A 21177-nucleotide genomic window follows, 5' to 3' on the forward strand; every position below is an offset into this window, starting at 1 on the left:
TTCTGGCGCTCGCGCAACAGCTCACGCCGAGGGGAATAGACGCGCCAATTCACGCACTGCCGCTGCAGAGGCTGCGTGATCCGGCGTGGCATCGGCATTGTTGAAATCGTTCGCGCCTTGCGCTTGCACCAGCAGCCCATCGCGGCGTGGCACGACATTGAGATTGTGACCACGCCAGACCAGCCCGTAGGTGACTTCCGGTTGCGGAATCAGGCGCGCGGTCTGCCCACGCACCGGGATGACGCTGTCGTCGCCAAGCAACGCACGCGCACCGTAGCCGGTGGCATTGACCAGGATCTTCTCGCGCAGATCGCCGAACTGGCGCGGGTGCTCGAAGCTGCGCGTGTACAGCTCGCCGCCGGCCTGCAGAAAGTCGTCCATCAACAATCGCGCATAGGCACTGAGGTTGAAGGTCAGCTGGCTATAGCGGCGCACGAACGGCACCGGGAACGGATGGCTGCCGGGAGCGACCGGCTGCGAGCGCGGGCCGAGATCATGGATCAATTCGCGCTCCAGCGGCGGATAGTCCGGCTCGTGCGCTTCGGCCGATGGAATCGGTTGGTCGAACGGCACATCGGATAACGCGTAACCATCGCGCCATTCGATCGGCTCGCCCGGCAAGCCGAGCAAGGTCTGGTAGCGGCGAAACGAGATGCGCGCCATCTCTTCCCAACGTGTCTTGAAGTCGGCCGTGGCGTGCTCGCTGGTGCACACGCGCGAGTCCGGCGACCACACCCCTGTTGCGTAGAACGAGCGCACATCCGGCAGGCGCTCGCGTGCATAGATGCGCACGCGCAGGCCGGCGCGTTGTGCCACCAGCGCGGTGGTCAGCCCGATCGCGCCGCAGCCGATCACCGCCAGCTCGCGCGCCTTGGCATCGGCCGCACGCACCAGCCGCAGCGCGTGTTCGGCCGCACCCCACGACAACGACCACCCGCTGCCGCCATGCCCGTAATTGTGCACCACCGTCTTGCGACCGATGCGCTCGGCTTCGATGCGCGGCCCCTGCGCACGGAACGGCCGCGTGCAACCGTTGATGGCAATGATGCGATCGACCGAGGCGTGGATCGGCGCCAGCGGCGGCGATGCGGCGAACTGGGTCGGCAGCGCGCCTGGCGCCGTAGCCGGCAGCGGCGAAGAAGGTGCTGCACTGGCAGGGCCGGTCGCGGCCCAGCTATTGGTGGAAGCGGCCGCAAGCGCAAGGCCGGCGCTCTGCAAAAAATGACGACGGTGCATGCGACTCCCAAGTGTGTGGTGGATGGCAAGGCGATAGAGGGCAACGCGGCCTGCGCATGGAGCAACATGCCCGGCGCGGCATCTGCACACGCCAGGCCTCTTTCATGCACGGCAGCCGGCATCTTCAAGACACAGGGCGCAACGCCGCAGACGCCGAGCATACCGCGCACTTGCATGCCTGCCACTGCCGGGCAGGCCGGGTTTCGTCCCGCGATCCAGGCAATTGAGGCACCGCTGGCGGCCATTCGTCGCTTCGGGCTTTCGGCTGCGCGCTTGCCGGCTATGCTCGCCGCGTCCCAACCCAAAGAGCTCCCACCCGTGTCTGCCAGCGTCTTTCTGATCGTGCGTATCGTGTTCGCCTGGGCTGCCGCGTTGGTGGTGGCCGGGATCATGTGGGCGCAGCTGTTCGGCTCGATCGGCCCGATCTTTGTGCTGGCGAGCCTGGCGCTGATGACCCTGGCCTTGATGAGCGCAATCACCCATGTGCGGCGGGTGCGCCTGATCGCCGGTCGCCTGGACCACGACACCTTGTCCACCCGTCAGCGCCGCCAGATCGAAGTGCCGCTGGATGTGCAGGCCAGCTTTGCGGTGATGGAAGAAGCGGTGCGTGCGCTGCCGCGCGTGCAGGACATCGAATGTGCACCGGGCAGCCTGCTGATCCGCGCCAAGGTGCGGAGGATCGGCCGGCACGACGGACGTCAGCCCTCGCGCAATCAGGTGCTGGTGACGATCGCACCGGGGCAGGGCACCAGCAGCGTCACCGTGTTGTGCGAGCCCGATGCCGGCGCCTGGGTGGATCTGTTCGCGGTGGACGAAGGCAGCAATTACGAGAACGCCGAGGCGATCAATCGCGCGGTGGTGCGCCGGGTCGGCGAGCAACGTCGCGACGAACAGGCCGCGGCCGAGCAATCGGTGATGGAAAAGGAACTGGCGGTGGCCCGCCTGAACCTGCTGCATGCCCAGGTCGAGCCGCACTTTCTCTACAACACGCTTGCCAGCGCGCAGGTGCTGGCACGCACCGACCCGCCGCGCGCCGAGATCATGATCGGGCACCTGATCCAGTACCTGCGCAGCTCACTGCCCAGCGCCGACGGGGCCATCGCCACCCTGGGCGAAGAACTCGAACGCACCCAGGCGTACCTGGAGATCCTGCGCATCCGCATGGGCACGCGGCTGGCCTTGCAGGTGGAAGTGCCTTACGAACTGCGCGCGCTGCAACTGCCGTCGATGATGTTGCAGACGCTGGTGGAAAACGCGATCAAGCACGGGCTGGAAGCCAAGCCCGGCGGCGGTACCGTGTGGATCCTGGCGCGTCGCCACGACGACCATGCAACGCTCACCGTGGCCGACGATGGCCAGGGCTTCAACCTGTACAGCCAGGGCACCGGCATCGGCCTGAAGAACCTTCGCGAGCGGCTACAGTTGATCTACGCCGGCAAGGCCAGCTTTGCCATCGTCTCCAATTTCCCCAGCGGTGTGGCTGCCACGATCACGCTGCCCTTGCCGGCGCAACCGGCAGGGCCGCGCCCGCCGCCGCTGCCCGACGCCGCCACGGCCGCGCAGGTGCAGGCATGAGCGCGCTGCGTGCGGTGATCGCCGAAGACGAAGCGTTGCTGCGGCAGTCCTTGCTCGCGCTGCTGGCGCAGGTGTGCCCGCAACTGCAGATCGTGGGCGAATGCGAAGACGGCGCCAGCGCGCTGGAAACCATCGCCGCGCAACAACCCGATGTGGTGTTTCTGGATATCCGCATGCCCGGGCTCACCGGTATCGAAGTGGCACGTGCGATGCGCGAGAGCAGCCCGCACACCCAGGTGGTGTTCGTCACCGCCTACGACCAGTACGCCATCGATGCGTTCGAACACGGCGCGGTGGATTACCTGCTCAAGCCGATCGGCCGCGAGCGCCTGCAGGCCACCTGGCAGCGCGTGCAACAGCGTGCCGCCGCCGGCCAGCCGGATGGCAGCGTGCTGGAGGCCCTATTGCAGCGCCTGTCCGCACGCCCGGCTGCGCCCAGCGCGCAACCGCCGCTGGCCTGGCTCACTGCCAGCAGCGGCCGCGAGACACGCCTGATCGCGCTGGACGAGGTGGCGTATTTCCAGGCCGATCAGAAGTACACCACGGTGATGACCGCCGCCGGCGAAGCGATCCTGCGCACACCGCTGCGCGAGTTGCTCGACGTGCTGGACCCGCAGGTGTTCAAGCAGATCCACCGCTCCACCATCGTCAACATGAAGGCAGTCGCCTCGGTAGTACGCGACGACACCGGCAAGGGGCGGCTGGCCCTGCGCGGGCGCAGCGAAACGCTCACCGTCAGCCAGCCGTTCATGACCTTGTTCCGCGGCATGTAACAGCGGCTGGCAATACGTGGCGCCCGCCCGCCCGACGGTGAGCGCAGCAGTTTTTTGGCCGCTCCAGTTCCCCCCATCGCATCGACTGAAAGGATTGCCGACATGCGCCTGATCGCCTCACTGGTTTACTGCCTGCTCGCTCTGGCCGGCTGCCACGACCGTAACGGCACCACCTCCATCACCCGCGCCACTCGCGATGGCCAGGACGTGATCTTCAGCAAGACGCTGGCCACCGCCACTGAAACCAACGTGCATTGCCTGGCCAGCAGCAGCGGCCACTGCCATTACCTGGTCTATGAAGAACACTGCGCTGCGCGCACGGCTGGCGATGCATCAGCCACACCGGCCTGCGCACGTACCACCCTGGACAGCTTTGCGTTGGCCCCAGGGCAGGTGCGCGCACTGCGTGGCGTCCCGCGTGAGGCGCATACCTGCGTGGATGCCAAGGCACCCAGCGCCGATTGCCACGGCTAAGCGGTTGTCGGATACAAGCCTGAATACGCACTGACGATGAGCGGCCGCTTCTGCGATCATTACAGGCTTGTTGCCGGTTCACGGCGTCCTCACAGCCAGGCTCTTCATGTCCGAACAATCGCTACGCCGCGACGTTGGCCCCTTCGCCCTCATGCTTACCGGCCTGGGCTCGATCATCGGCTCCGGCTGGTTGTTCGGCGCCTGGCGCGCCGCCGGCCTGGCCGGCCCCGGCGCGATCTGGGCCTGGATCCTGGGCGCGGCGATCATCACCACCATCGCGCTGTCCTACGCCGAACTAGGCGCCATGTTCCCCGAGTCCGGCGGCATGGTGCGTTACAGCCATTACTCGCACGGCTCGCTGGTGGGCTTCATCGCCGGCTGGGCCAACTGGATCGCGATCGTCTCGGTGATTCCGGTCGAGGCCGAGGCCTCGGTGCAATACATGGCCTCCTGGCCATGGGCGTGGGCGCAAGGCTTGTACGTGCAGGCGCCCGGCGGAGCAGGGGAGTTGTCGGTGCCCGGCCTGCTGATCTCGGCGGTGCTGGTGCTGGTGTATTTCTTCCTGAATTTCTGGAGCGTCAAGCTGTTCGCGCGCTCCAACACCTTGATCACCGTGTTCAAGCTGGTGGTGCCGGCAGCGACCGGCGTGGCCTTGATCGCCAGCGGCTTCCATAGCGAAAACTTCAGCGTCGGCATCCACGGCGACGAACACGTGATCGACCTGGCGGCGGTGCTCACCGCCGTGGCCACCGCCGGCATCGTCTTCAGCTTCAACGGCTTCCAGAGCCCGGTGAACCTGGCCGGCGAGGCGCGCAACCCGGGCCGCAGCATCCCGTTCGCGGTGCTGGGTTCGATCGCGCTGGCCACGGTGGTCTACGTGATCCTGCAGGTGGCCTACATCGGCGCGGTGCCGCCGGAGTTGCTGGCCAAGGCCGGCTGGCACGGCATCGATTTCCGCTCGCCGTTCGCCGAGCTGGCCATCATCGTCAACCTGCATTGGCTGGCGATGCTGCTGTACATCGATGCCTTCGTGAGCCCCAGCGGCACCGGCATCACCTACACCGCCACCACCGCGCGCATGGTCTACGGCATGGAAAAGAACGGCACCATGCCCTCGGTGCTGGGCAAGCTGCACCCGGTCTGGGGCGTGCCGCGCATGGCGATGTTCTTCAACCTGGCGGTGTCATTCGTGTTCCTGTTCTTCTTCCGCGGCTGGGGCACGCTGGCGGCGGTGATCTCGGTGGCGACCATCATTTCCTACCTCACAGGCCCGATCAGCGCGATGGCATTGCGCCGTCATGCGCCCGAGTTGCATCGCCCGCTGCGTATCGCCGCGCTGCCGGTGCTGGCCGGTGTGGCCTTCGTGATGGCCACCGAGCTGCTGTACTGGGCGCGTTGGCCGCTGACCGGCGAGATCATCCTGCTGATGGTCGTGGCGCTGCCGGTGTACTGCTACTACCAGGCCAAGCAGGGCTGGCCCGATCTGGGCCGCAACCTCAAGGGCGCCGCCTGGATGATCTGCTACCTGCCGATGATCGCGCTGCTGTCCTGGGCCGGCAGCAGCGACTTCGGCGGTCACGGCTATCTGAGCTACGGCACCGATCTGGCGGTGGTCGCGGCGGTCGGCGTGGTGTTCTACATCTGGGGTGTGCGCAGCGGCTGGCGCACGCCGTCGGTGGAACGGGCGGTTGCGGAAGCATAAGAACGGCATCAAACGGCTGCGCTCACCCTCGGTAGGTGCGGCCGGTGCTTGGTAAGGCTTGCATTGCTGGTGTGCTGTAGTTGTTCCGCGACGTTTGCACCAGGTAGGCGACTCTCGGCTACGTGGTGTTGGTCGCTGCAGATGTTGACCAGCATTTGAAGCAGACGTCATCTAAACAAAAACGGCCGGTGCAGCTGCACCGGCCGTTTTTGTTTTGCTTCATGGCGCACGCCGTTGTCGTGCGGTGACTCAATGGCTGGAAAAACTGCTTACGCCACGCGGCTAGTCTCGGCAGGTTTCTACGCGTTGGCCACCAGGCGCGGCGCACCGTCGAAGCGGTCCAGATCGCGCAGCAATTCGGTGTAGCGGCGCAGCCGGCCCATTTCGCGCATGTTGACGATGTCCTCGTGGCGCAGCTCGCGCCTGGAGGTCACCTCCTGCTTGTAGCGCAGCACTTCCGGGTAGCTGCGGGTCATGTCCAGCGCATCGGCGACGCATTCGACCGAATCGGCGTCCGGTGTCAGCCGCGCGCGGCTATTGAAGGCGCGCAACCAGCGTTCGAAACCGGCGCTGTGATCGAACAGATCGGCGATGTACCACATGACGAACAGGATCGACGCCCACGAAGTGAAGATGATCACCACGCGGCTGAAGGTCAGGTGGTAGTCGTTCTGCCACAACTGGTGCGTGATCACCCCCAGCAGTACCAGCGAGATGGCCTGCCAGCCGATGATCGAGGCGATCACCCATTGTTTCTTCGCTACAGTGAGCAGGGCGAGCTCCTCGTCGAGCTGCTGGTCGGTCTTTTCGCGCCACTTGGCGACCTGCTCGTCGAAGGAGAGGCGATGGAGTGCGTTGTCCTGCAATAGCAGGCCTAAACCCTGGAACAAAGCGATCATGACAAGCTCCCGACGGATGGCTGGTACGAACGACTTGCTGCACTGGCGGTTGCCAGATGCGCTGGAGCGACCGACCCAACACCACAAAACCATGCGGCGTTTTGTCAGACGGCCTTAGTTCTAGCACTTTCGCTGTGCATGGCAATGCCCGATGCGAACCAATCGCCATGCATTCCTGCGCACTCGCGCACAAATCGCAGTATTCAGGCGGTTTGCCGCGTTCTGATCCGCAGGGCGGCCACGCTGCGGCCCGTTTCTTGCTGCACTGCACACCTGCGCGCGCGTGGAGAACGCGTGCTGCAGCAGCCGGCCAACCCCTGCACGGACCAGCCCGCCGCAGTGCCGCCGTGAGCGGGAACGCAGCGCAATCACGACATGGCGTTGCAAACGGCTGCGTATCATCGTCGCATGTCTGCCGTCCTGCGCACCCTTACCGCCCCCGCCGCCGAACAGATCCGCCGCTGGGTGCTGGGCGCGTTTCCACGTGGCCAGAGCAGTATCGAATACGACCAGCCGTTGGGCGATCCCGGCATCTTCGGGCCCGACAGCGTCACATGGCGCGTGCATTCGGAGTTCCCCGGCATGCTGTCCGGCGGGCTGTGCGCGTTGATGCTGCAACTGCTGCACCCGCGCGCGCTGGCCGGGGTCTACGACCATTCCAACTTCCGCGCCGACCTGATCGGGCGGCTGCGCAGAACCACCAATTTCGTTGCCGGCACCACCTACGCACCGCGTGCGGAAGCCGAGCAGTTGATCGCCCGCGTGCGCAAGATTCATGCGCATATCTGCGGCCATACCGCCGACGGCGTGGCGTACGAGGCCAACGATCCACAGCTGCTGACCTGGGTGCATGTCACCGAGGCCTACGGCTTTTTGCAGGGCTGCCGGCGCTATTGCCGCGACGTGCCGGTTGCCATCGCCGACCGCTATTACGACGAAGCGCGACGTGTGGCCGAGGCGCTGGGCGCCACCGACGTGCCAGCCAGCGAGGCGCAGGTGGATGCGTATTTCGCCGGTGTGCGCGGGCAACTGCGCATGGACGCACGCTCGCGCGAGGTGCTCGACATTCTCACCAGTATCCAGCTGCCGGTGCCTGCGGCAGGTTTGTCGCGCGGGGTATTTCTTGGCGCCGGTACTGCCCTGCTGCCGGGCTGGGCCAGCGACATGCTTGGCCGCACCACGATGCAACGCACGCAGGCGCGTGCCTCGGCGCGTCTGTTGCGCAGCCTGTCGCCGTTGTTTCGCACTGCGTTACGCCGTGACGGGTTGTCTGCGCGTGCGTGTCGGCGGATGCAGTTGCCGCCGACGATGTTGTTGCAGTGGCCGGGGGAAGGGTGAGCGGCGGATGGTGGTTTGCTTCGCCGTACTGGCCGCTCCTGGCGCATGGCGTGTTGCCAGAGCGGATAGGGCGCTAGGCAGCCGCACCCTCACCCCAACCCCTCTCCCGGAGGGAGAGGGGCTCGAAGCCCTGAATTCACCACGGTGCCAACGCGCGCAGCGGACTCGGCCCCTCTCCCTCCGGGAGAGGGGTTGGGGTGAGGGTGCGTTGAGAGGCAGATGCTCCAGACCTCCTAAAAAAACCGCTCTACGCCTTACGCAGCAGCAGTCGTCCCTGTCCACCACCTACCAAATCCGCACCCGCTGCTCAGGCGCCAGATACAACTGCTCGCCCTGCTTCACATCGAACGCCGGATACCAGGCATCGAGATTGCGCACCGTCTGCGCGCGGAAGCGTCCAGGTGCGTGTACGTCGGTGAGCACCGCGTTGCGTATCGCTGCGTCGCGGTACTTGCTGCGCCAGGCCTGCGCAAAGCCCAGGAAAAAGCGCTGATCCGGGCTGAAGCCATCGATGGTGTGCGGCTGCTTGCCCTGCAACGACAGTTGATACGCATCGTATGCGGTGGCCAAGCCGGCAACATCGGCGATGTTCTCGCCCAGGGTCAGCTTGCCGTTGACCGCCAGGTCGTCGAATGGCCGGTAGGCGCTGAATTGCGCGGCAAGCGCATCGCTGGCGGTCGCGAATTTTTTCAGATCCTGCGGCGTCCACCAGTTGTGCAGCTCGCCATGTTCGTCGAACAGCGCGCCCATGTTGTCGAAGCTGTGGCTGATCTCATGGCCGATCACCGCGCCGATCGCGCCGTAGTTCACCGCATCGTCGGCGGCCGGGTCGAAGAACGGCGGCTGCAGGAGCGCAGCCGGAAACAGCAGGCGGTTTTCCAGCGGCACATTCAGTGCGTTGACTTCCTGCGGCAGCATGTACCACTCGCGGTGATCCACGGCCTTGCCCAGCTTGGCCAGGTTGCGGCGGTACTCGAACAGTTTGGCGCGCTGCGCATTGCCCAATGCATCGTCGCGGCGCACGTCCAGGCCGCTGTAGTCGCGCCAGGTATCCGGATATCCCACCGCCACCGTCAACCCGGCGATCTTGGCCTTGGCGTGCTGCTTGGTCTCCGGGCTCATCCACGCCAACGCATCGATGCGCTGGCCGAAGGCGGTGACGATGTTCCTGACCATTTCTTCGGTGCGCGCCTTGGTCTGCGCGCTCACGTATTTCTGTACGTAGCGTTTGCCGACCGCCTCACCCAACGCCGCATTGGTCGCATCGATGGCGCGCTTCCAGCGCTGGCGTTGTTGCGGGGTGCCCTCCAGCGTAGTGCCGTAGAACGCGAAGCGTGCATCGGCGAAGGCCTTGGACAGATACGGCGAGGCGCGATCCAGCTCACGAAAACTCAGATAGTCCTTCCAGGTCTGCAGCGGCTGCGATTGCACCAGCGCCGACAACCCGGCCACTGCCTGCGGCTGCCAGACGATGAAGTCCTGCTGCGATTTCAAGCCCGCCGCCTCGAAGAACAGCGTCCAGTCCAGACCTGGTGCGTGACGTGCGAAATCGGCCTGTTTCCAGGCATTGGCGCCGGCCGGCACGTTGTTGGTCTGTTCGGCGGTGGCATGCACATGCGCCATCGCGGTTTCCAGCGCCAGGATGCGCTCTGCGCGGGCCGGTGCATCGCTGATGCCGGCCAGATGCAACAGCTTGACGATGTACGCGCGGTAGGCGTCGCGCAGTTGCGGCATGCGCCCGCCATCCAGATAGAAGCTGCGGTCGGGCATGCCCAGGCCGCCCTGCACCAGATACGGCACATAACGCCCGGGGTGATGCAGGTCCTGGGTGATCCACAGCCCGAACAGCCGGTCGGTGTAGAAATTGGTGGAATTGAGCAGGTCTACATCGGCGCGCAATTGGCCGCCCAACGTGCGTGCCAGCGCCTGCTTGTCGTCCAGTTGCGCGATCCCATCCAGTGCCGGTTGCACCGGGCGCACGCCCTTGGCCTCGATGCCGGCTTCGTCCATGTAGGCCGCGTAGTAATCGCCGATCTGCTTGTCTTCGCCAGTGACGCGGTCGTTGGCGGCCGCGCCTTCGATGATGTCGCGACTGTGCCGCTCGGTCTCGATGGCAATGCCGACGAAGCTGTTGTAACTGGAGCGGTCGTCGGGAATCTGCGTGGTCTTGACCCAGTTGCCGCTGGCATACCCGAAGAAGTCGTTGCCCGGCGCCACGCCGCGATCCATGCCCGCCGCATCGAAGCCAAAATCGCCCAGCTTCGGCGTGCTGGGTGCCGGCTTGGTGGTGGCAGAGGACGTGGGCGTGCTGCCATCGCGGTGACACGCGGCAGTGATCAGCAGCACCGCAGACAGCGCAGCGATCAGGACAGGGCGGTGCAAAGGGGCCATGCGGCACAGCTCGAAACCAGAACAGACGGCGCAGTGTAAGTGGCTGCCAGCGCCACGTCCCGGCTTGCGGACGACGACGGACATATGCCCGCATGGGTGGACACGCCCGGTTCAGCGCCGGCGCTGGTACCAGAAGCCGAGCGCATCGCGGGTCTGCAGCATGCGCCGCCCGCGCCAGAGGAAACGCAGCAGCAAGCCGAGGTGTTCGCGCTTGGAAAAGCTGCGCAGCTTGCGGTCGGAGGTATGCACGGTCTGGCGCAGGATCACGAACCGCCCGCAGCGTGCCAGCGCGCGGCTCAATGCCACATCCTCACCGGCGTAGTAACGCGTATCGAAGCCACCCGCGCTGACGAACGCCGCGCGCGTGCAGAACAGAAAGCAGCCGGGCGCGATGCCGCTGACACGAAACAACCAGCCGAAGATCGCCTGTGCGGTGCGCTCGGACCACACGCGCCTGCCCTGCAGGTGCACCTGCGCGCCACCGCCCACGGCACCGGCCTCCAGCGCCGCCAATGCCGCGCCGACCACCTGTGGGTTGATCAGCGTGTCGGCATCCAGAAACAACAACTGCTCGCCGCATGCCAATTGCGCGCCGGCATTGCGGGTGGCGGCGATATGCCGCAGTTGCACCTCCAGCACCTGCGCAGCATGCGCACGCGCGATGGCGGCGGTGTCGTCCTCGCAGGCATCGGCCACCACGATGACCTCGTAGTCCAGCTGCATGGTCTGCGCGCAGGCATGCAGGCACTGCAGCGTGTCGCCGATCAGCACGGCTTCGTCATGGGCGGGGATTACGAAAGACAGCATCTGGCGCACGGCTCAGGTGAGGGTGCGCCAAGTGTGCGAGCCACGCCGATGCAATGGCGTGAGCGCCTGCGGCCGCCACAGCGGTGCGGCCGCAGGCAGGACGCGAAGGCCGGCTCAGCGGTTGACGGTGGCCATCATCGCTTCCGGGTAGCGCGTGCCGGCCGCGGCCTGTGCCGGGAAAATCGCATCGATGCGTGCCAGCTCGTCCGGCATCAGTGCCACATCGAGCGCGCCGATGTTTTCTTCCAGATAGGCCAGACGTTTGGTGCCCGGGATCGGCACCAGATCCTGGCCTTGCGCCAGTACCCAGGCCAGCGCCAGCTGTCCGGGTGTGATGCCCTTATCGGCAGCGATCGCCTTGACCTGTTCCACCAGCTGCAGGTTGCGAGTGAAGTTGTCGCCCTGGAAACGCGGCGAATGGCGCCGGTAATCGTCGGCGTCGAAATCGTCCGGCGAGGAGAACGCGCCGGTAAGAAAACCGCGCCCCAGGGGCGAATACGGTACGAACCCGATCCCGAGCTCACGCACCGCAGCGAACACGCCGTTGTCTTCCGGCTCGCGCGACCACAGCGAGTATTCGGTCTGTACGGCAGTGATCGGATGCACCGCATGCGCACGCGCAATGGTGTCCGCAGCCGCTTCGGAGAGCCCAAGAAAACGCACCTTGCCCTGTTCGACCAGACGCGCCATCGCACCCACGGTGTCTTCGATCGGCACGTTGGGATCCACGCGGTGCTGGTAATACAGGTCGATATGCTCCACCCCCAGGCGGCGCAGGCTGGCTTCGCAGGCCGACTGCACGTACGCCGGGCTGCCATCGATACCGCGCACCGACGGGTCGTTGGCATCGAGCTTGATGCCGAACTTGGTGGCCAGGAACACTTCATGCCGACGCGATGCGATCGCCTTGCCGACCAGGATCTCGTTGGTGTGCGGGCCGTACATGTCGGCGGTGTCGAGCAGGCTGATGCCGTGATCGAGCGCGCGATGGATCACCTTGATCGAGCCGGCCTCGTCGCTGCGATTGCCGTAGAACGCGCTCATGCCCATGCAGCCGAGGCCGAGTGCAGAGACGGTGGGGCCGGAACGGCCAAGCGTGCGGGTTTGCATGGTGGGGGAACTCCGTGCGGTCAAAAGGGCGGGGCCAAGCATGGCGCGGGTGGCGTTAGGGCGATGTGGCTCGACCGGTGAAGCGTTGCAGTGGCGGCCGTTGCAGGCCGTTGCGGCATGGCAACCGCACCGATTGCGCCACGACGCAAAAAAGCCCGCGCATCCCGGCAGAGCGAAGCCTGCCGCCATGCACGGGCCTTTTACGCGGACGCAACGACCTGCCGCTTCAGCCCTTGAGCTTGCCGGCGAATTCGGCAATGCGCTTGCCGAGCAGCTTGGCGGTTTCCAGGTCGCCGCTGCGCGGCGCTTCTTCCGGCGAGGCATCGGACGGCGAGATCGCCAGCGCGCCTGCCCAGCCGGCGGTCCAGTTGATGTCCTGCGGGCCGTGTGCCTTGGTGTTGGCCGGCATCAAGCCGGTGCCGATCCAGACCTGGCCGTGCTGCTGCGATAGCGTCCAGAAGTACTGGATGGTGGCGTACTTGTCGCCATTGACCGAGGCCGAGTTGGTGAAGCCGGCCGCAATCTTGTCCTTCCACGCCTGCGCAAACCACGGCTTGGAACTGGTGTCGGCAAACTTCTTGAACTGCCACGCCGGCCCGCCCATGTAGGTGGGGCTGCCGTAGATGATGGCATCGGCCGCACCGATCGCCTCCCAGGCGTCGTCGGGCAGGTTGCCGTCCTGGTCGATGCGATACAGCGTGGCCTCGCCGACGCTGGCGGCGCCGGCCTGCACGGCTTCGGCCAGTTTGACGGTGTGGCCGTAGCCGCTGAAATACACGATGGCGATCTTGCTCATGGGCAATCCTTGAACCGAGGGGACCGGGATTGTGCGCACACGTGGGCCGACAGGTTAATGACCACTGCCGGGACGAACTGTTGCCGAGGCCGCCAGACCAGGTGCGCACTCGCCCATCGTCTCGACCAGGTAATCGATGAAGCTGCGCACCTTCGGCGCCAGATGGCTGCGGCTGGTATAGACCGCGAAGATGCCGATATCGGCCAGCTCGTACTCGGGAAGAATGCGCACCAGGCGCCCGGCGGCGAGGTGGTCGTCGGCCAGAAAATCCGGCTGCATCGCAATGCCCTGGCCGGCCACCGCCGCCGCGCTCAACACATGCCCGTTGTTGGCACGCAGCCCGCCGTGGATGCGCACAGTGGTATCGCCATCGGGCCCATGGAAGCGCACCTCGTCGCCATTGGGCGAGTAGTGATAGAGCAGGCATTCGTGGCCGGCCAGGTCGGACGGATGCCTGGGCGTGCCCGCGCGTGCCAGATAGGCCGGCGCCGCACACGTGAGCAGCCGCACCTTGCCCAACTGGCGGGCGATCAGTGTCGGCGCCGGCTGGCGGGTGATGCGGATGGCGACATCGAAGCCTTCTTCCACCATGTCGACCAGGCGGTCGGACAGCGACAGGTCGAGCTCCACCTGCGGGTAGCGCGCGCGAAAGCCCGGCAGCAACGCCGCCAGCCGCTCGATGCCGTAGCTCACCGGCGCGTTGACGCGCAGCACCCCGGCCGGCTCCAGCGCCTGGGCGCCGACGGTGGCCTCCAGGTCGTCCAGATCGGCCAGCAGCTGCAGGCAGCGCTGGTAATAGGCGGTGCCGGCGCTGGTCAGGCTGACCCGCCGGGTGGTGCGGTTGAGCAGGCGGGTGCCCAGCCGCTGCTCGAGCGCGGCGACCTGGCGGGTGACGCTGGCGGTGGAGCGGTCCAGCGCATCGGCTGCAGCGCTGAAGCCGCTGCGTTCGGCCACTGCGGTGAACACGCGCATTGCGTCGAGGGTATCCATGGTGGATCCGATTATTGCTTTGATCGCAATAAATTATCCGAATCAAAACTATTTATCAGAAATTTGTAAGCAATAGGCTGTGCAGGTCCTCACCGGAGTCTGTCAAATGTCCACTTCTCTTGCATCCCCGCGTACCGTCGCTTACGGCACGGCCTTGTTGCGCATCAGTCTGGGCGCGCTGTTCCTGGTGCACGGCCTGACCAAGCTGCTGGTGTTCACCCCGGCCGGTACGGCGGCCTATTTTCAGTCGCTCGGCCTGCCCGGCGCGCTGGGTTACCTCACCATCGCGCTGGAACTCGGCCTGGGCCTGTCCTTGCTGTTGGGCATCTACGCGCGCTGGGTGGCGCTGTTGGGCGTGCCGCTGCTGCTGGGCACCATCGTCAGCGTGCATGGCGCCAATGGCTTTGGCTTTTCTAATCCGGGCGGCGGCTGGGAATACCCGGCGCTGTGGGCAGTGTTGCTGATCGTGCAATCGCTGCTTGGCGATGGCGCCCTGGCGTTGAAGCCGGCGCGCTGAGGCGGTCTGTTTTTCTTTACGAGGAGTTGCTCATGACCCGCTTGCCTTCCCTGTACATCTCGCATGGATCGCCGATGACTGCGCTGCAGCCGGGGCAGGTCGGCGAGCGCCTGGCCGAACTTGTGCAGACCTTGCCGCGACCACGCGCGATTGTCGTTGCGTCGGCGCATTGGCTGGGCCGTCGTCCGCTGGTCAGTGGCGCTGCGCGGCCTGTCACCATCCATGACTTCGGCGGGTTTCCTGCGCCGCTGTACGAACTGGAGTATCCCGCGCCCGGCGAGCCGGCGTTGGCGCAGCAGATCCTGCGCCGGCTGGAGCAAGCCGGCCTGCATCCGCAGCTGGATCCGCAGCGCGGCTTCGATCATGGCGTGTGGGTGCCGCTGCGGCTGCTGTATCCGGCTGCCGAGATTCCGGTGGTGTCGGTGTCGATCCAGCCCGAACTCAGCCCGGCCCACCAGTTCGCGGTGGGCCGCGCACTGGCACCGTTGCGCGATGAGGGCGTGCTGGTGATCGGCTCGGGCAGCATCACCCACAACCTGCACGACGCGCGCCAGGGCTACAGCGCCGAGCGCGAGGCGCCGTACGTGCGGCCTTTCATCGAATGGACCGAACGCAAGCTGGTCGAAAACGACATCGCCGCGCTATTGGACTATCGCCGCCAGGCACCGCATGCCGCACGCGCGCATCCCACCGACGAGCACCTGTTGCCGCTGTATGTGGCGATGGGCGCCGCCGGCGACGACCGGCTCGGCGCGCAGCGCATCGATGCCGGTATCGATGCCGGCCTTCTGGCCATGGATATCTACCGGTTCGATGGGGATCGCGCGCTGGCGGATCCGGTTGCCGCATGAGTCCACCGTGCTTGCAGCACGCAGGCATTGTGGCCGACACGTAAGGTGCCGGCAGCATGCCGATACCGTGCCATCAGGCATGTGCCGGTGACACGCTGGCACCATAGGCATCACGCATGGCTCAGACGGCGCGCCGCCCCGCAGCAATGACGTAGGGCGGCGGCGGGCTGGGCACCACCGCCATCGCGTATGGCGACGGTAGCCAGCCAGCCGCACAACGCCAAGGCATGGCGCCCGCACCACAGCGCTCTGAAGCATTCACGATGCGTGCGGGGCAATCTCACAGGCTGAGACGCCTTCGCTGCATCCTGCTCGGGTGAAAATCCTCGACAAGCTCGCCGTCCTCGCCGACGCCGCCAAATACGACGCCTCCTGTGCCTCCAGTGGCGCCAACAAGCGCAATTCGCTCGGCACCGGCGGCATCGGCAGTACCGAGGGCATGGGCATCTGCCACTCGTACACGCCCGATGGCCGCTGCGTCTCGCTGCTGAAGATTTTGCTGACCAACTTCTGCATCTTCGATTGCGCGTACTGCGTCAATCGCGTGTCCAGCAACGTGCGCCGCGCGCGCTTCACGCCGGAAGAAGTGGTCACCCTGACGCTGGATTTCTACAAGCGCAATTACATCGAAGGCCTGTTCCTGTCCAGCGGCATCATCCGCAACTCCGACTACACCATGGAGCAGCTGGTGGAAGTGGCGCGGCAGTTGCGCGAGGTGCACCATTTTGCCGGCTACATCCATCTCAAGACCATCCCCGATGCGACGCCGGAATTGCTGGCAGCGGCTGGTCGCTACGCCGACCGCCTGAGCATCAACGTGGAGTTGCCGACCGAGCAGGGCTTGACGCTGTTGGCGCCGGAGAAAAGCGTCGGCGGCATTCGCGCGGCGATGGGCGAACTGCGTTGGCGCATCGAAGAAAATCAGCTCGAGCGCAAGGCCGAAAAGGTGCGCCGCGCCAAGCCGCCGCGCTTTGCACCGGCCGGGCAGAGCACGCAGATGATCGTCGGCGCCGACGACGCCAACGACCGCAGCATTCTGGACACCAGCCACAATCTCTACGGCAATTACCGCATGCGCCGGGTGTATTACTCGGCGTTCAGTCCGATCCCGGATGCCTCGTCCAAGTTGCCGCTGCAGGCACCGCCGTTGCAGCGCGAGCATCGGCTGTATCAGGCCGATTGGTTGTTACGCTTTTACGACTTCAGCGTGGAAGAGATTGCGCCGGCGCAATCCAGCGGCATGCTCGATCTGGATGTGGACCCGAAGCTGGCGTGGGCGTTGCGCAATCCGGAGCGCTTTCCGGTGGATTTGAACGTGGCACCGCGCGAGATGTTGCTGCGCGTACCGGGCCTGGGCACGCGCAATGTGGAGCGCTTGTTGCTGTCGCGCAGGCATGCGCGCTTGCGGGTGGGAGATCTGGCGCGTTTGAGGGTGCCGATGAAGAAACTGCTGCCGTTTGTGAGTGTGCTGGATCATCATCCGCGCCAGCGCTTGGACGATCCGGTGCGGTTACGCGCGCAGTTGGCGCCCGCGCCACGGCAGGCAAGTCTGTTCGATTGATGCTTGTCCCTTCTCCCATCGGGAGGAGGTGCCCGAAGGGCGGATGAGGGTACGGCCGCACGCATGACTTGGAAGTTCTTGATTGCTTCTACGAATCCCCAATCCCGACCACCGAATCTCTGCTCCAAGAGCTTCCGCGCCTTGCGACGCGGGTTACTTTTGTCTTGGCAAAAGTAACCAAAACCGCTGTCGCCTGACGCGATCCGGTGCGATACAGCCGCACCGGTGCCCTGTGCTCCTCGCCATACGCGGCACGGCGCCCAAACTCGCTGCGCTCAGACAGGGCGCCTCTTCGGCCACGCATGGCTGCGGTGCTCGGCTCGCTCTAAGGCGACTTGGTGCAGCAAAATCAACGGCGACAAGCGACAAGCGACAAGCGACAAGCGACAAGCAATCAGCAATCAGCAGTCAGCAGCATCAACATCCGCAAAACGCGCAAAAAAAATCGCAACAACGCAACGATGGTGCCGCCAGTAGAGCGATGGCGAGATCGGGAATCTTGAGGTCAGGTGTAAACGATGTTCAGCGCAGAAGTAGAACCCGGTTGGAGTCTGGAAGGGTGGCGTGCGCTGGCGCGGGCGGGATGGTGCGCGCAGGTGGAGCCTGACGCGATTGCGTGGAATGGCGGGGCACAGGGTGGCTTGTTGATGGGGCAGGGGCTGCTGGACCTGCCGGCGGTGGTTGCCGCGCCGCGAGTCTCGGCAGAGTTTTTGCAGATGGCGGGGGCGGTGCTGTGTCATCGCGACCCGCAGCGTTATGCGGTGTTGTATCGGTTGTTGTGGCGGGTGGCGTCCGGCGAGCGCGCGTTGCTGGAGCGGGCGACCGATGTCGATGTGCATCGGGTGGTGCAGTGGCAAAAAACGGTGCAGCGCGACTCGCACAAGATGAAGGCATTCGTGCGCTTTCGGCGTTTGCCTGGGGAAGAGGAAGATTTCGTGGCGTGGTTCGAGCCCGAGCACTGGATCGTGGATCGGGTGGCGCCGTTTTTTGCGCGCCGGTTTGCCGGAATGCGCTGGGCGATTCTGACTCCGTATCGCAGTGTGCGGTGGGACGGCGAGGCGTTGACGTTCGGCGAGGGTGCGGTGCGCACGCAGGTGCCGGCCGACGATGCGCAGGAGACGCTGTGGCGCACGTATTACGCGCACATCTTCAATCCGGCGCGGCTCAATCCCACCATGATGCGGCAGGAGATGCCGCAGAAATACTGGAAGAATCTGCCCGAGGCGAGCTTGTTGCCGGAGCTGATCCGCGAGGCGGGTGTGCGCGTGCGCGAGATGGCCGAGCGTGCGCCAGAGCCGGTGCGGCGGCGCTTGCCGGTCGCGCCAGCGCCGATCCCGGAAGTAGCCACGCAAAGTCTTGCACAGTTGCGCGTGGCCGCGCGCGATTGCCGGCGTTGCGCGTTGTGGCAACCGGCAACGCAGACGGTTTTTGGTGAAGGGCCGGACGATGCATCGGTGATGGTGATCGGCGAGCAGCCAGGCGACGAAGAGGATCTGAGCGGGCGTCCGTTCGTCGGGCCGGCCGGGCGCCTGTTCAACATGGCGCTGGGCGAGATCGGAATCGATCGCGACACAGTCTATGTGACCAACGCGGTCAAGCATTTCCGTTTCGAGCAACGCGGCAAACGGCGTCTGCATCGCAACCCGGAACGGGCGCATGTGCAGGCTTGCAGTGGCTGGTTGCATGCAGAGCGCGCACAACTGCGTCCGGCACAGATCGTGTGCCTGGGCGCAACCGCAGCGCAAGCGGTGTTGGGCAGCAGCTTTCGGCTGATGCAGCAACGCGGGCAATGGCAGCGTCTGGACGATGGCACGCCGGTGCTGACCACCGTGCATCCGTCATGGGTGTTGCGTCAGCCATCGACGGCGGCGCGCGAAGAAGGGTATCGCGGGTTTGTAGAGGATCTGCGCCAGTTGCTGGACGCGCCGATGTCGGCGGGCAGCTCGCCCGCGCCATAAACACCGCGCCATAAAAAATACGCGTGCAATGGCACGCGTACCGTGTCGGAGAACGAAGACACCAAGTGGAGCCACTGAGAAACCAGTTGCTCCATCACCGCCGCTTCGCGGTTAGGTGGCGAGACCTGGAACGTGGTTCCAGGCACACGCGGATTGGCCTACAAAAATCGTGCGTACACGTCGAAGTACACCGAGATGCAACGCGATTGACCGGTGACGCTCGCGGTCAAATTTATCGATAACGCCAGCGCACTTGGCTGTTGCGCCCCATCGGCGGAATGACCCTCCATTCCGCCGATGGATTACCTGCGCATGCGATCAACAACAACCGACTGCAATCAACCACAACCGGCTGCACTGCAGCCAGATGCAATTACGGCATCAACACCTTGTCGACCACGTGGATCACGCCATTGCTCTGCACCACATCGGCGATGGTGACGTTGGCGGTGTTGCCCTTGACGTCGGTGATGGTGACCTTCTTGCCATTGAGCTTTGCGGTGAGCGGCTCGCCCTGCACGGTGGTCAGCGTGGCGCTGCCGCCGCCGGCCTTGATCTTGGCGATCAGCGAAGCGGCGTCAACCTTGCCCGGCACCACGTGATAGGTCAGCACCTTGGTCAAGGTGGGCTTGGATTCGGGCTTCAACAGGGTGTCGACAGTGCCGGCCGGCAATGCGGCAAATGCGGCGTTGGTCGGGGCAAACACGGTGAACGGGCCCGGGCCCTTCAACGTCTCGACCAGGCCAGCGGCCTTGACTGCGGCGACCAGGGTGGTGTGATCCTTAGAGTTGACCGCGTTGTCGACGATGTCCTTGGTCACCAGCATCGGCGCACCGCCCACCATCGGGTTGGACGCCGCGTAGGCGGGGGCCATCGCGCTGGTCAGGGCAATGGCGGTGGCAATGGCAAGCGACTGGAATGAGGTCTTCATGAGGCATCGATCCTTTGGGTAGGCGATCACCTGGATGGCAATCGTATAGCTGGATACGCGGCCGGATGCGGCACGGATGCATCACGCGTTTTTTACATGGCGATGCTGTGCTGCAACGTCATCGCACATCCGTCCTGGCGATTGCAGATCGATGGCCTGCGGTTGAGTCTGTTCGACGCGCGCTGGCCACACATGCCGACTGACGGTTTAAACACTCTATGGCGAACCTGTGATGCAAGGGCCGCGCGATCAGTCCGTTATCAAGCCCATCGGGTCGTAGCCGTCGCACGACCACCCTAATGCTGCACGAATGTTCGCGAATGGCAGAAGCGGCGCCGGACAGTGCAATTACCATTCATGCCCTTGCGTGATGATCAGTGCTCAGAGGCTGTAGAACATGAAATCCAAAAAGAGTGAGTTCAATCGATTGGTACTGCCGGCATGGTTGGCGGCAGGCGCGCTGGTGTTATCCGGCACTGCACAGGCAGCAGCCGTCACGCCAACGCCGACGCATGCGCCGTCAGCGACCGCTACTGCCCCTGCTAGTGACATCTATCGGCCAGGTCAGAAATGGATCGTCCCGGGCGAGTGGGAATTCACGGTGGATTCCGCACGCGTGGCCAAGGTGAAAATTCCCAATTACGGCGGTGGCTCCTGGGTTCCTACGCAAGTGATCCTGCTGACCTATAGCTATAAAAATATCGGATTCGACGACAGCGCCAACTATAAGGACGTCAAGGACGTCGGCCCGTCGACGCTGGCGTTTTCGAAAGCGCATATCGACGTATTCGATGCCAACGATGCGGACAACGGTGGCGCAGGCAATTACCCCGTGCGCATCAAGCTCGTCGGAGACGCTGACGGTCAAAAGCCCGGGCAACAGATGGTCGGCGCGCAGTGGCCGTACGCCTTCAAGAAGAAGGTCAAGGCGGTCAAGGTGACGGTGAGTCACTACGATTCCAAGCTGAAACTGCATGAAGCGACCTTCCTGGTCCCGGTCGAGGGCACTGGGCCATCGAAGCCGCACGCGAACAAGCGCGTTCACCACAGCTGATCGCGTCCAGCCAATCTGCATAGGCATGCCGCCGGCATGCGTGACGTGGCGAGCGATCACGTTGCCGGCTGCTTTCATCCTCGTCTCGGCCTGTCCATCCGCCAGCGTATCCACCGTGTCTGATCCACAGACACCCGCCACAGAGCTGCAGCAGCACACCCTCGTAGCGGTCACCGTGCAGGGCCGCGCCCAGGCCCAGGCGGCGCGGTGGTTT

General features: G+C 65.0%; 18 protein-coding genes. 10 read left to right on the forward strand and 8 right to left on the reverse strand.

The window, feature by feature from the left end; all coding sequences use genetic code 11:
• Positions 1-21: 21 nt before the first annotated feature.
• A complete protein-coding gene (locus FFY45_RS09795) occupies positions 22-1236 on the reverse strand; it encodes an FAD-dependent oxidoreductase (RefSeq protein WP_176340291.1) in 1215 nt (404 codons plus the stop codon).
• A 318-nt stretch (positions 1237-1554) separates the two neighbouring features.
• Here FFY45_RS09795 and FFY45_RS09800 point away from each other — a divergent pair, with 318 nt between their 5' ends.
• The 4 genes from FFY45_RS09800 (at position 1555) to FFY45_RS09815 (ending at position 5760) form a co-directional block, all read left to right on the forward strand.
• Entirely contained in the window at positions 1555-2811 is a 1257-nt protein-coding gene (locus FFY45_RS09800; protein ID WP_176340292.1) for a histidine kinase, read from the forward strand.
• On the forward strand, positions 2808-3584 hold the full coding sequence (locus FFY45_RS09805; protein WP_176340293.1) for a LytR/AlgR family response regulator transcription factor: 777 nt from the start codon (positions 2808-2810) through the stop codon (positions 3582-3584). The genes FFY45_RS09800 and FFY45_RS09805 overlap by 4 nt, the downstream gene beginning before the upstream one ends.
• Positions 3585-3686: 102 nt before the next feature.
• Positions 3687-4058 (forward strand): hypothetical protein, encoded by a 372-nt coding sequence (locus FFY45_RS09810; protein ID WP_115039650.1) that lies wholly within the window; start codon positions 3687-3689, stop codon positions 4056-4058.
• Positions 4059-4164: 106 nt separating this feature from the next.
• The gene (locus tag FFY45_RS09815; protein ID WP_104552020.1) at positions 4165-5760 is read left to right on the forward strand and encodes an APC family permease; all 1596 of its coding nucleotides are present in this window, start codon (positions 4165-4167) and stop codon (positions 5758-5760) included.
• Between the two features lie 299 nt (positions 5761-6059).
• Here FFY45_RS09815 and FFY45_RS09820 read toward each other — a convergent pair whose 3' ends face one another.
• Positions 6060-6752: a hypothetical protein gene (locus FFY45_RS09820; RefSeq protein ID WP_176340294.1), complete on the reverse strand. Its 693-nt coding sequence runs from the start codon at positions 6750-6752 to the stop codon at positions 6060-6062.
• 315 nt (positions 6753-7067) lie between these two features.
• Between FFY45_RS09820 and FFY45_RS09825 the strand changes: the two genes are divergently transcribed.
• The gene (locus FFY45_RS09825; RefSeq protein ID WP_176340295.1) at positions 7068-7997 is read left to right on the forward strand and encodes an oxygenase MpaB family protein; all 930 of its coding nucleotides are present in this window, start codon (positions 7068-7070) and stop codon (positions 7995-7997) included.
• A 285-nt stretch (positions 7998-8282) separates the two neighbouring features.
• On the opposite strand, the gene FFY45_RS09830 is transcribed toward FFY45_RS09825, so the two are convergent.
• The 5 genes from FFY45_RS09830 to FFY45_RS09850 form a co-directional block, all read right to left on the reverse strand.
• Positions 8283-10352: a M13 family metallopeptidase gene (locus FFY45_RS09830; protein ID WP_176340318.1), complete on the reverse strand. Its 2070-nt coding sequence runs from the start codon at positions 10350-10352 to the stop codon at positions 8283-8285.
• Between the two features lie 147 nt (positions 10353-10499).
• Positions 10500-11195, reverse strand: a complete 696-nt coding sequence (locus tag FFY45_RS09835; protein ID WP_176340296.1) for a glycosyltransferase — start codon at positions 11193-11195, stop codon at positions 10500-10502.
• Between the two features lie 114 nt (positions 11196-11309).
• Positions 11310-12305, reverse strand: coding sequence for an aldo/keto reductase (locus tag FFY45_RS09840; protein ID WP_023905306.1), 996 nt, complete (start codon positions 12303-12305; stop codon positions 11310-11312).
• A 226-nt stretch (positions 12306-12531) separates the two neighbouring features.
• Positions 12532-13101, reverse strand: a complete 570-nt coding sequence (locus FFY45_RS09845) for a flavodoxin family protein (RefSeq protein WP_115039651.1) — start codon at positions 13099-13101, stop codon at positions 12532-12534.
• Between the two features lie 54 nt (positions 13102-13155).
• Positions 13156-14091 carry a LysR family transcriptional regulator gene (locus FFY45_RS09850; protein ID WP_176340297.1) on the reverse strand — a complete coding sequence of 312 codons (936 nt, stop codon included), beginning with the start codon at positions 14089-14091 and terminating at the stop codon, positions 13156-13158.
• A gap of 106 nt (positions 14092-14197) precedes the next feature.
• Between FFY45_RS09850 and FFY45_RS09855 the strand changes: the two genes are divergently transcribed.
• The 4 genes from FFY45_RS09855 (at position 14198) to FFY45_RS09870 (ending at position 18978) form a co-directional block, all read left to right on the forward strand.
• Positions 14198-14608, forward strand: a complete 411-nt coding sequence (locus FFY45_RS09855) for a DoxX family protein (protein WP_074058578.1) — start codon at positions 14198-14200, stop codon at positions 14606-14608.
• 32 nt (positions 14609-14640) lie between these two features.
• Positions 14641-15459: a DODA-type extradiol aromatic ring-opening family dioxygenase gene (locus FFY45_RS09860; protein ID WP_176340298.1), complete on the forward strand. Its 819-nt coding sequence runs from the start codon at positions 14641-14643 to the stop codon at positions 15457-15459.
• A gap of 316 nt (positions 15460-15775) precedes the next feature.
• Positions 15776-17020, forward strand: a complete 1245-nt coding sequence (locus FFY45_RS09865) for a putative DNA modification/repair radical SAM protein (RefSeq protein WP_176340299.1) — start codon at positions 15776-15778, stop codon at positions 17018-17020.
• 518 nt (positions 17021-17538) lie between these two features.
• The gene (locus FFY45_RS09870; protein ID WP_176340300.1) at positions 17539-18978 is read left to right on the forward strand and encodes a UdgX family uracil-DNA binding protein; all 1440 of its coding nucleotides are present in this window, start codon (positions 17539-17541) and stop codon (positions 18976-18978) included.
• A 373-nt stretch (positions 18979-19351) separates the two neighbouring features.
• Here the strand turns inward: FFY45_RS09870 and FFY45_RS09875 are convergent, their stop codons facing one another.
• Positions 19352-19909: a fasciclin domain-containing protein gene (locus FFY45_RS09875; protein ID WP_023905297.1), complete on the reverse strand. Its 558-nt coding sequence runs from the start codon at positions 19907-19909 to the stop codon at positions 19352-19354.
• Between the two features lie 397 nt (positions 19910-20306).
• Here FFY45_RS09875 and FFY45_RS22135 point away from each other — a divergent pair, with 397 nt between their 5' ends.
• Entirely contained in the window at positions 20307-20963 is a 657-nt protein-coding gene (locus FFY45_RS22135) for a hypothetical protein (protein WP_255171926.1), read from the forward strand.
• Positions 20964-21177: the final 214 nt, after the last annotated feature.

Origin of the sequence: Xanthomonas hortorum (assembly GCF_011305375.1) — a bacterium.
GTDB classification, from domain to species: Bacteria; Pseudomonadota; Gammaproteobacteria; order Xanthomonadales; family Xanthomonadaceae; genus Xanthomonas; species Xanthomonas hortorum_E.

What these genes read in the sequence shown, in the direction of transcription:
- FFY45_RS09795 (WP_176340291.1), bottom strand. Translation starts at nt 1,236, where the DNA reads ATGCACCGTCGTCATTTTTTGCAGAGCGCCGGCCTTGCGCTTGCGGCC.
- FFY45_RS09805 (WP_176340293.1), top strand. Translation starts at nt 2,808, where the DNA reads ATGAGCGCGCTGCGTGCGGTGATCGCCGAAGACGAAGCGTTGCTGCGG.
- FFY45_RS09810 (WP_115039650.1), top strand. Translation starts at nt 3,687, where the DNA reads ATGCGCCTGATCGCCTCACTGGTTTACTGCCTGCTCGCTCTGGCCGGC.
- FFY45_RS09815 (WP_104552020.1), top strand. Translation starts at nt 4,165, where the DNA reads ATGTCCGAACAATCGCTACGCCGCGACGTTGGCCCCTTCGCCCTCATG.
- FFY45_RS09820 (WP_176340294.1), bottom strand. Translation starts at nt 6,752, where the DNA reads ATGGTTTTGTGGTGTTGGGTCGGTCGCTCCAGCGCATCTGGCAACCGC.
- FFY45_RS09825 (WP_176340295.1), top strand. Translation starts at nt 7,068, where the DNA reads ATGTCTGCCGTCCTGCGCACCCTTACCGCCCCCGCCGCCGAACAGATC.
- FFY45_RS09835 (WP_176340296.1), bottom strand. Translation starts at nt 11,195, where the DNA reads ATGCTGTCTTTCGTAATCCCCGCCCATGACGAAGCCGTGCTGATCGGC.
- FFY45_RS09840 (WP_023905306.1), bottom strand. Translation starts at nt 12,305, where the DNA reads ATGCAAACCCGCACGCTTGGCCGTTCCGGCCCCACCGTCTCTGCACTC.
- FFY45_RS09845 (WP_115039651.1), bottom strand. Translation starts at nt 13,101, where the DNA reads ATGAGCAAGATCGCCATCGTGTATTTCAGCGGCTACGGCCACACCGTC.
- FFY45_RS09850 (WP_176340297.1), bottom strand. Translation starts at nt 14,091, where the DNA reads ATGGATACCCTCGACGCAATGCGCGTGTTCACCGCAGTGGCCGAACGC.
- FFY45_RS09855 (WP_074058578.1), top strand. Translation starts at nt 14,198, where the DNA reads ATGTCCACTTCTCTTGCATCCCCGCGTACCGTCGCTTACGGCACGGCC.
- FFY45_RS09860 (WP_176340298.1), top strand. Translation starts at nt 14,641, where the DNA reads ATGACCCGCTTGCCTTCCCTGTACATCTCGCATGGATCGCCGATGACT.
- FFY45_RS09870 (WP_176340300.1), top strand. Translation starts at nt 17,539, where the DNA reads ATGTTCAGCGCAGAAGTAGAACCCGGTTGGAGTCTGGAAGGGTGGCGT.
- FFY45_RS09875 (WP_023905297.1), bottom strand. Translation starts at nt 19,909, where the DNA reads ATGAAGACCTCATTCCAGTCGCTTGCCATTGCCACCGCCATTGCCCTG.
- FFY45_RS22135 (WP_255171926.1), top strand. Translation starts at nt 20,307, where the DNA reads ATGAAATCCAAAAAGAGTGAGTTCAATCGATTGGTACTGCCGGCATGG.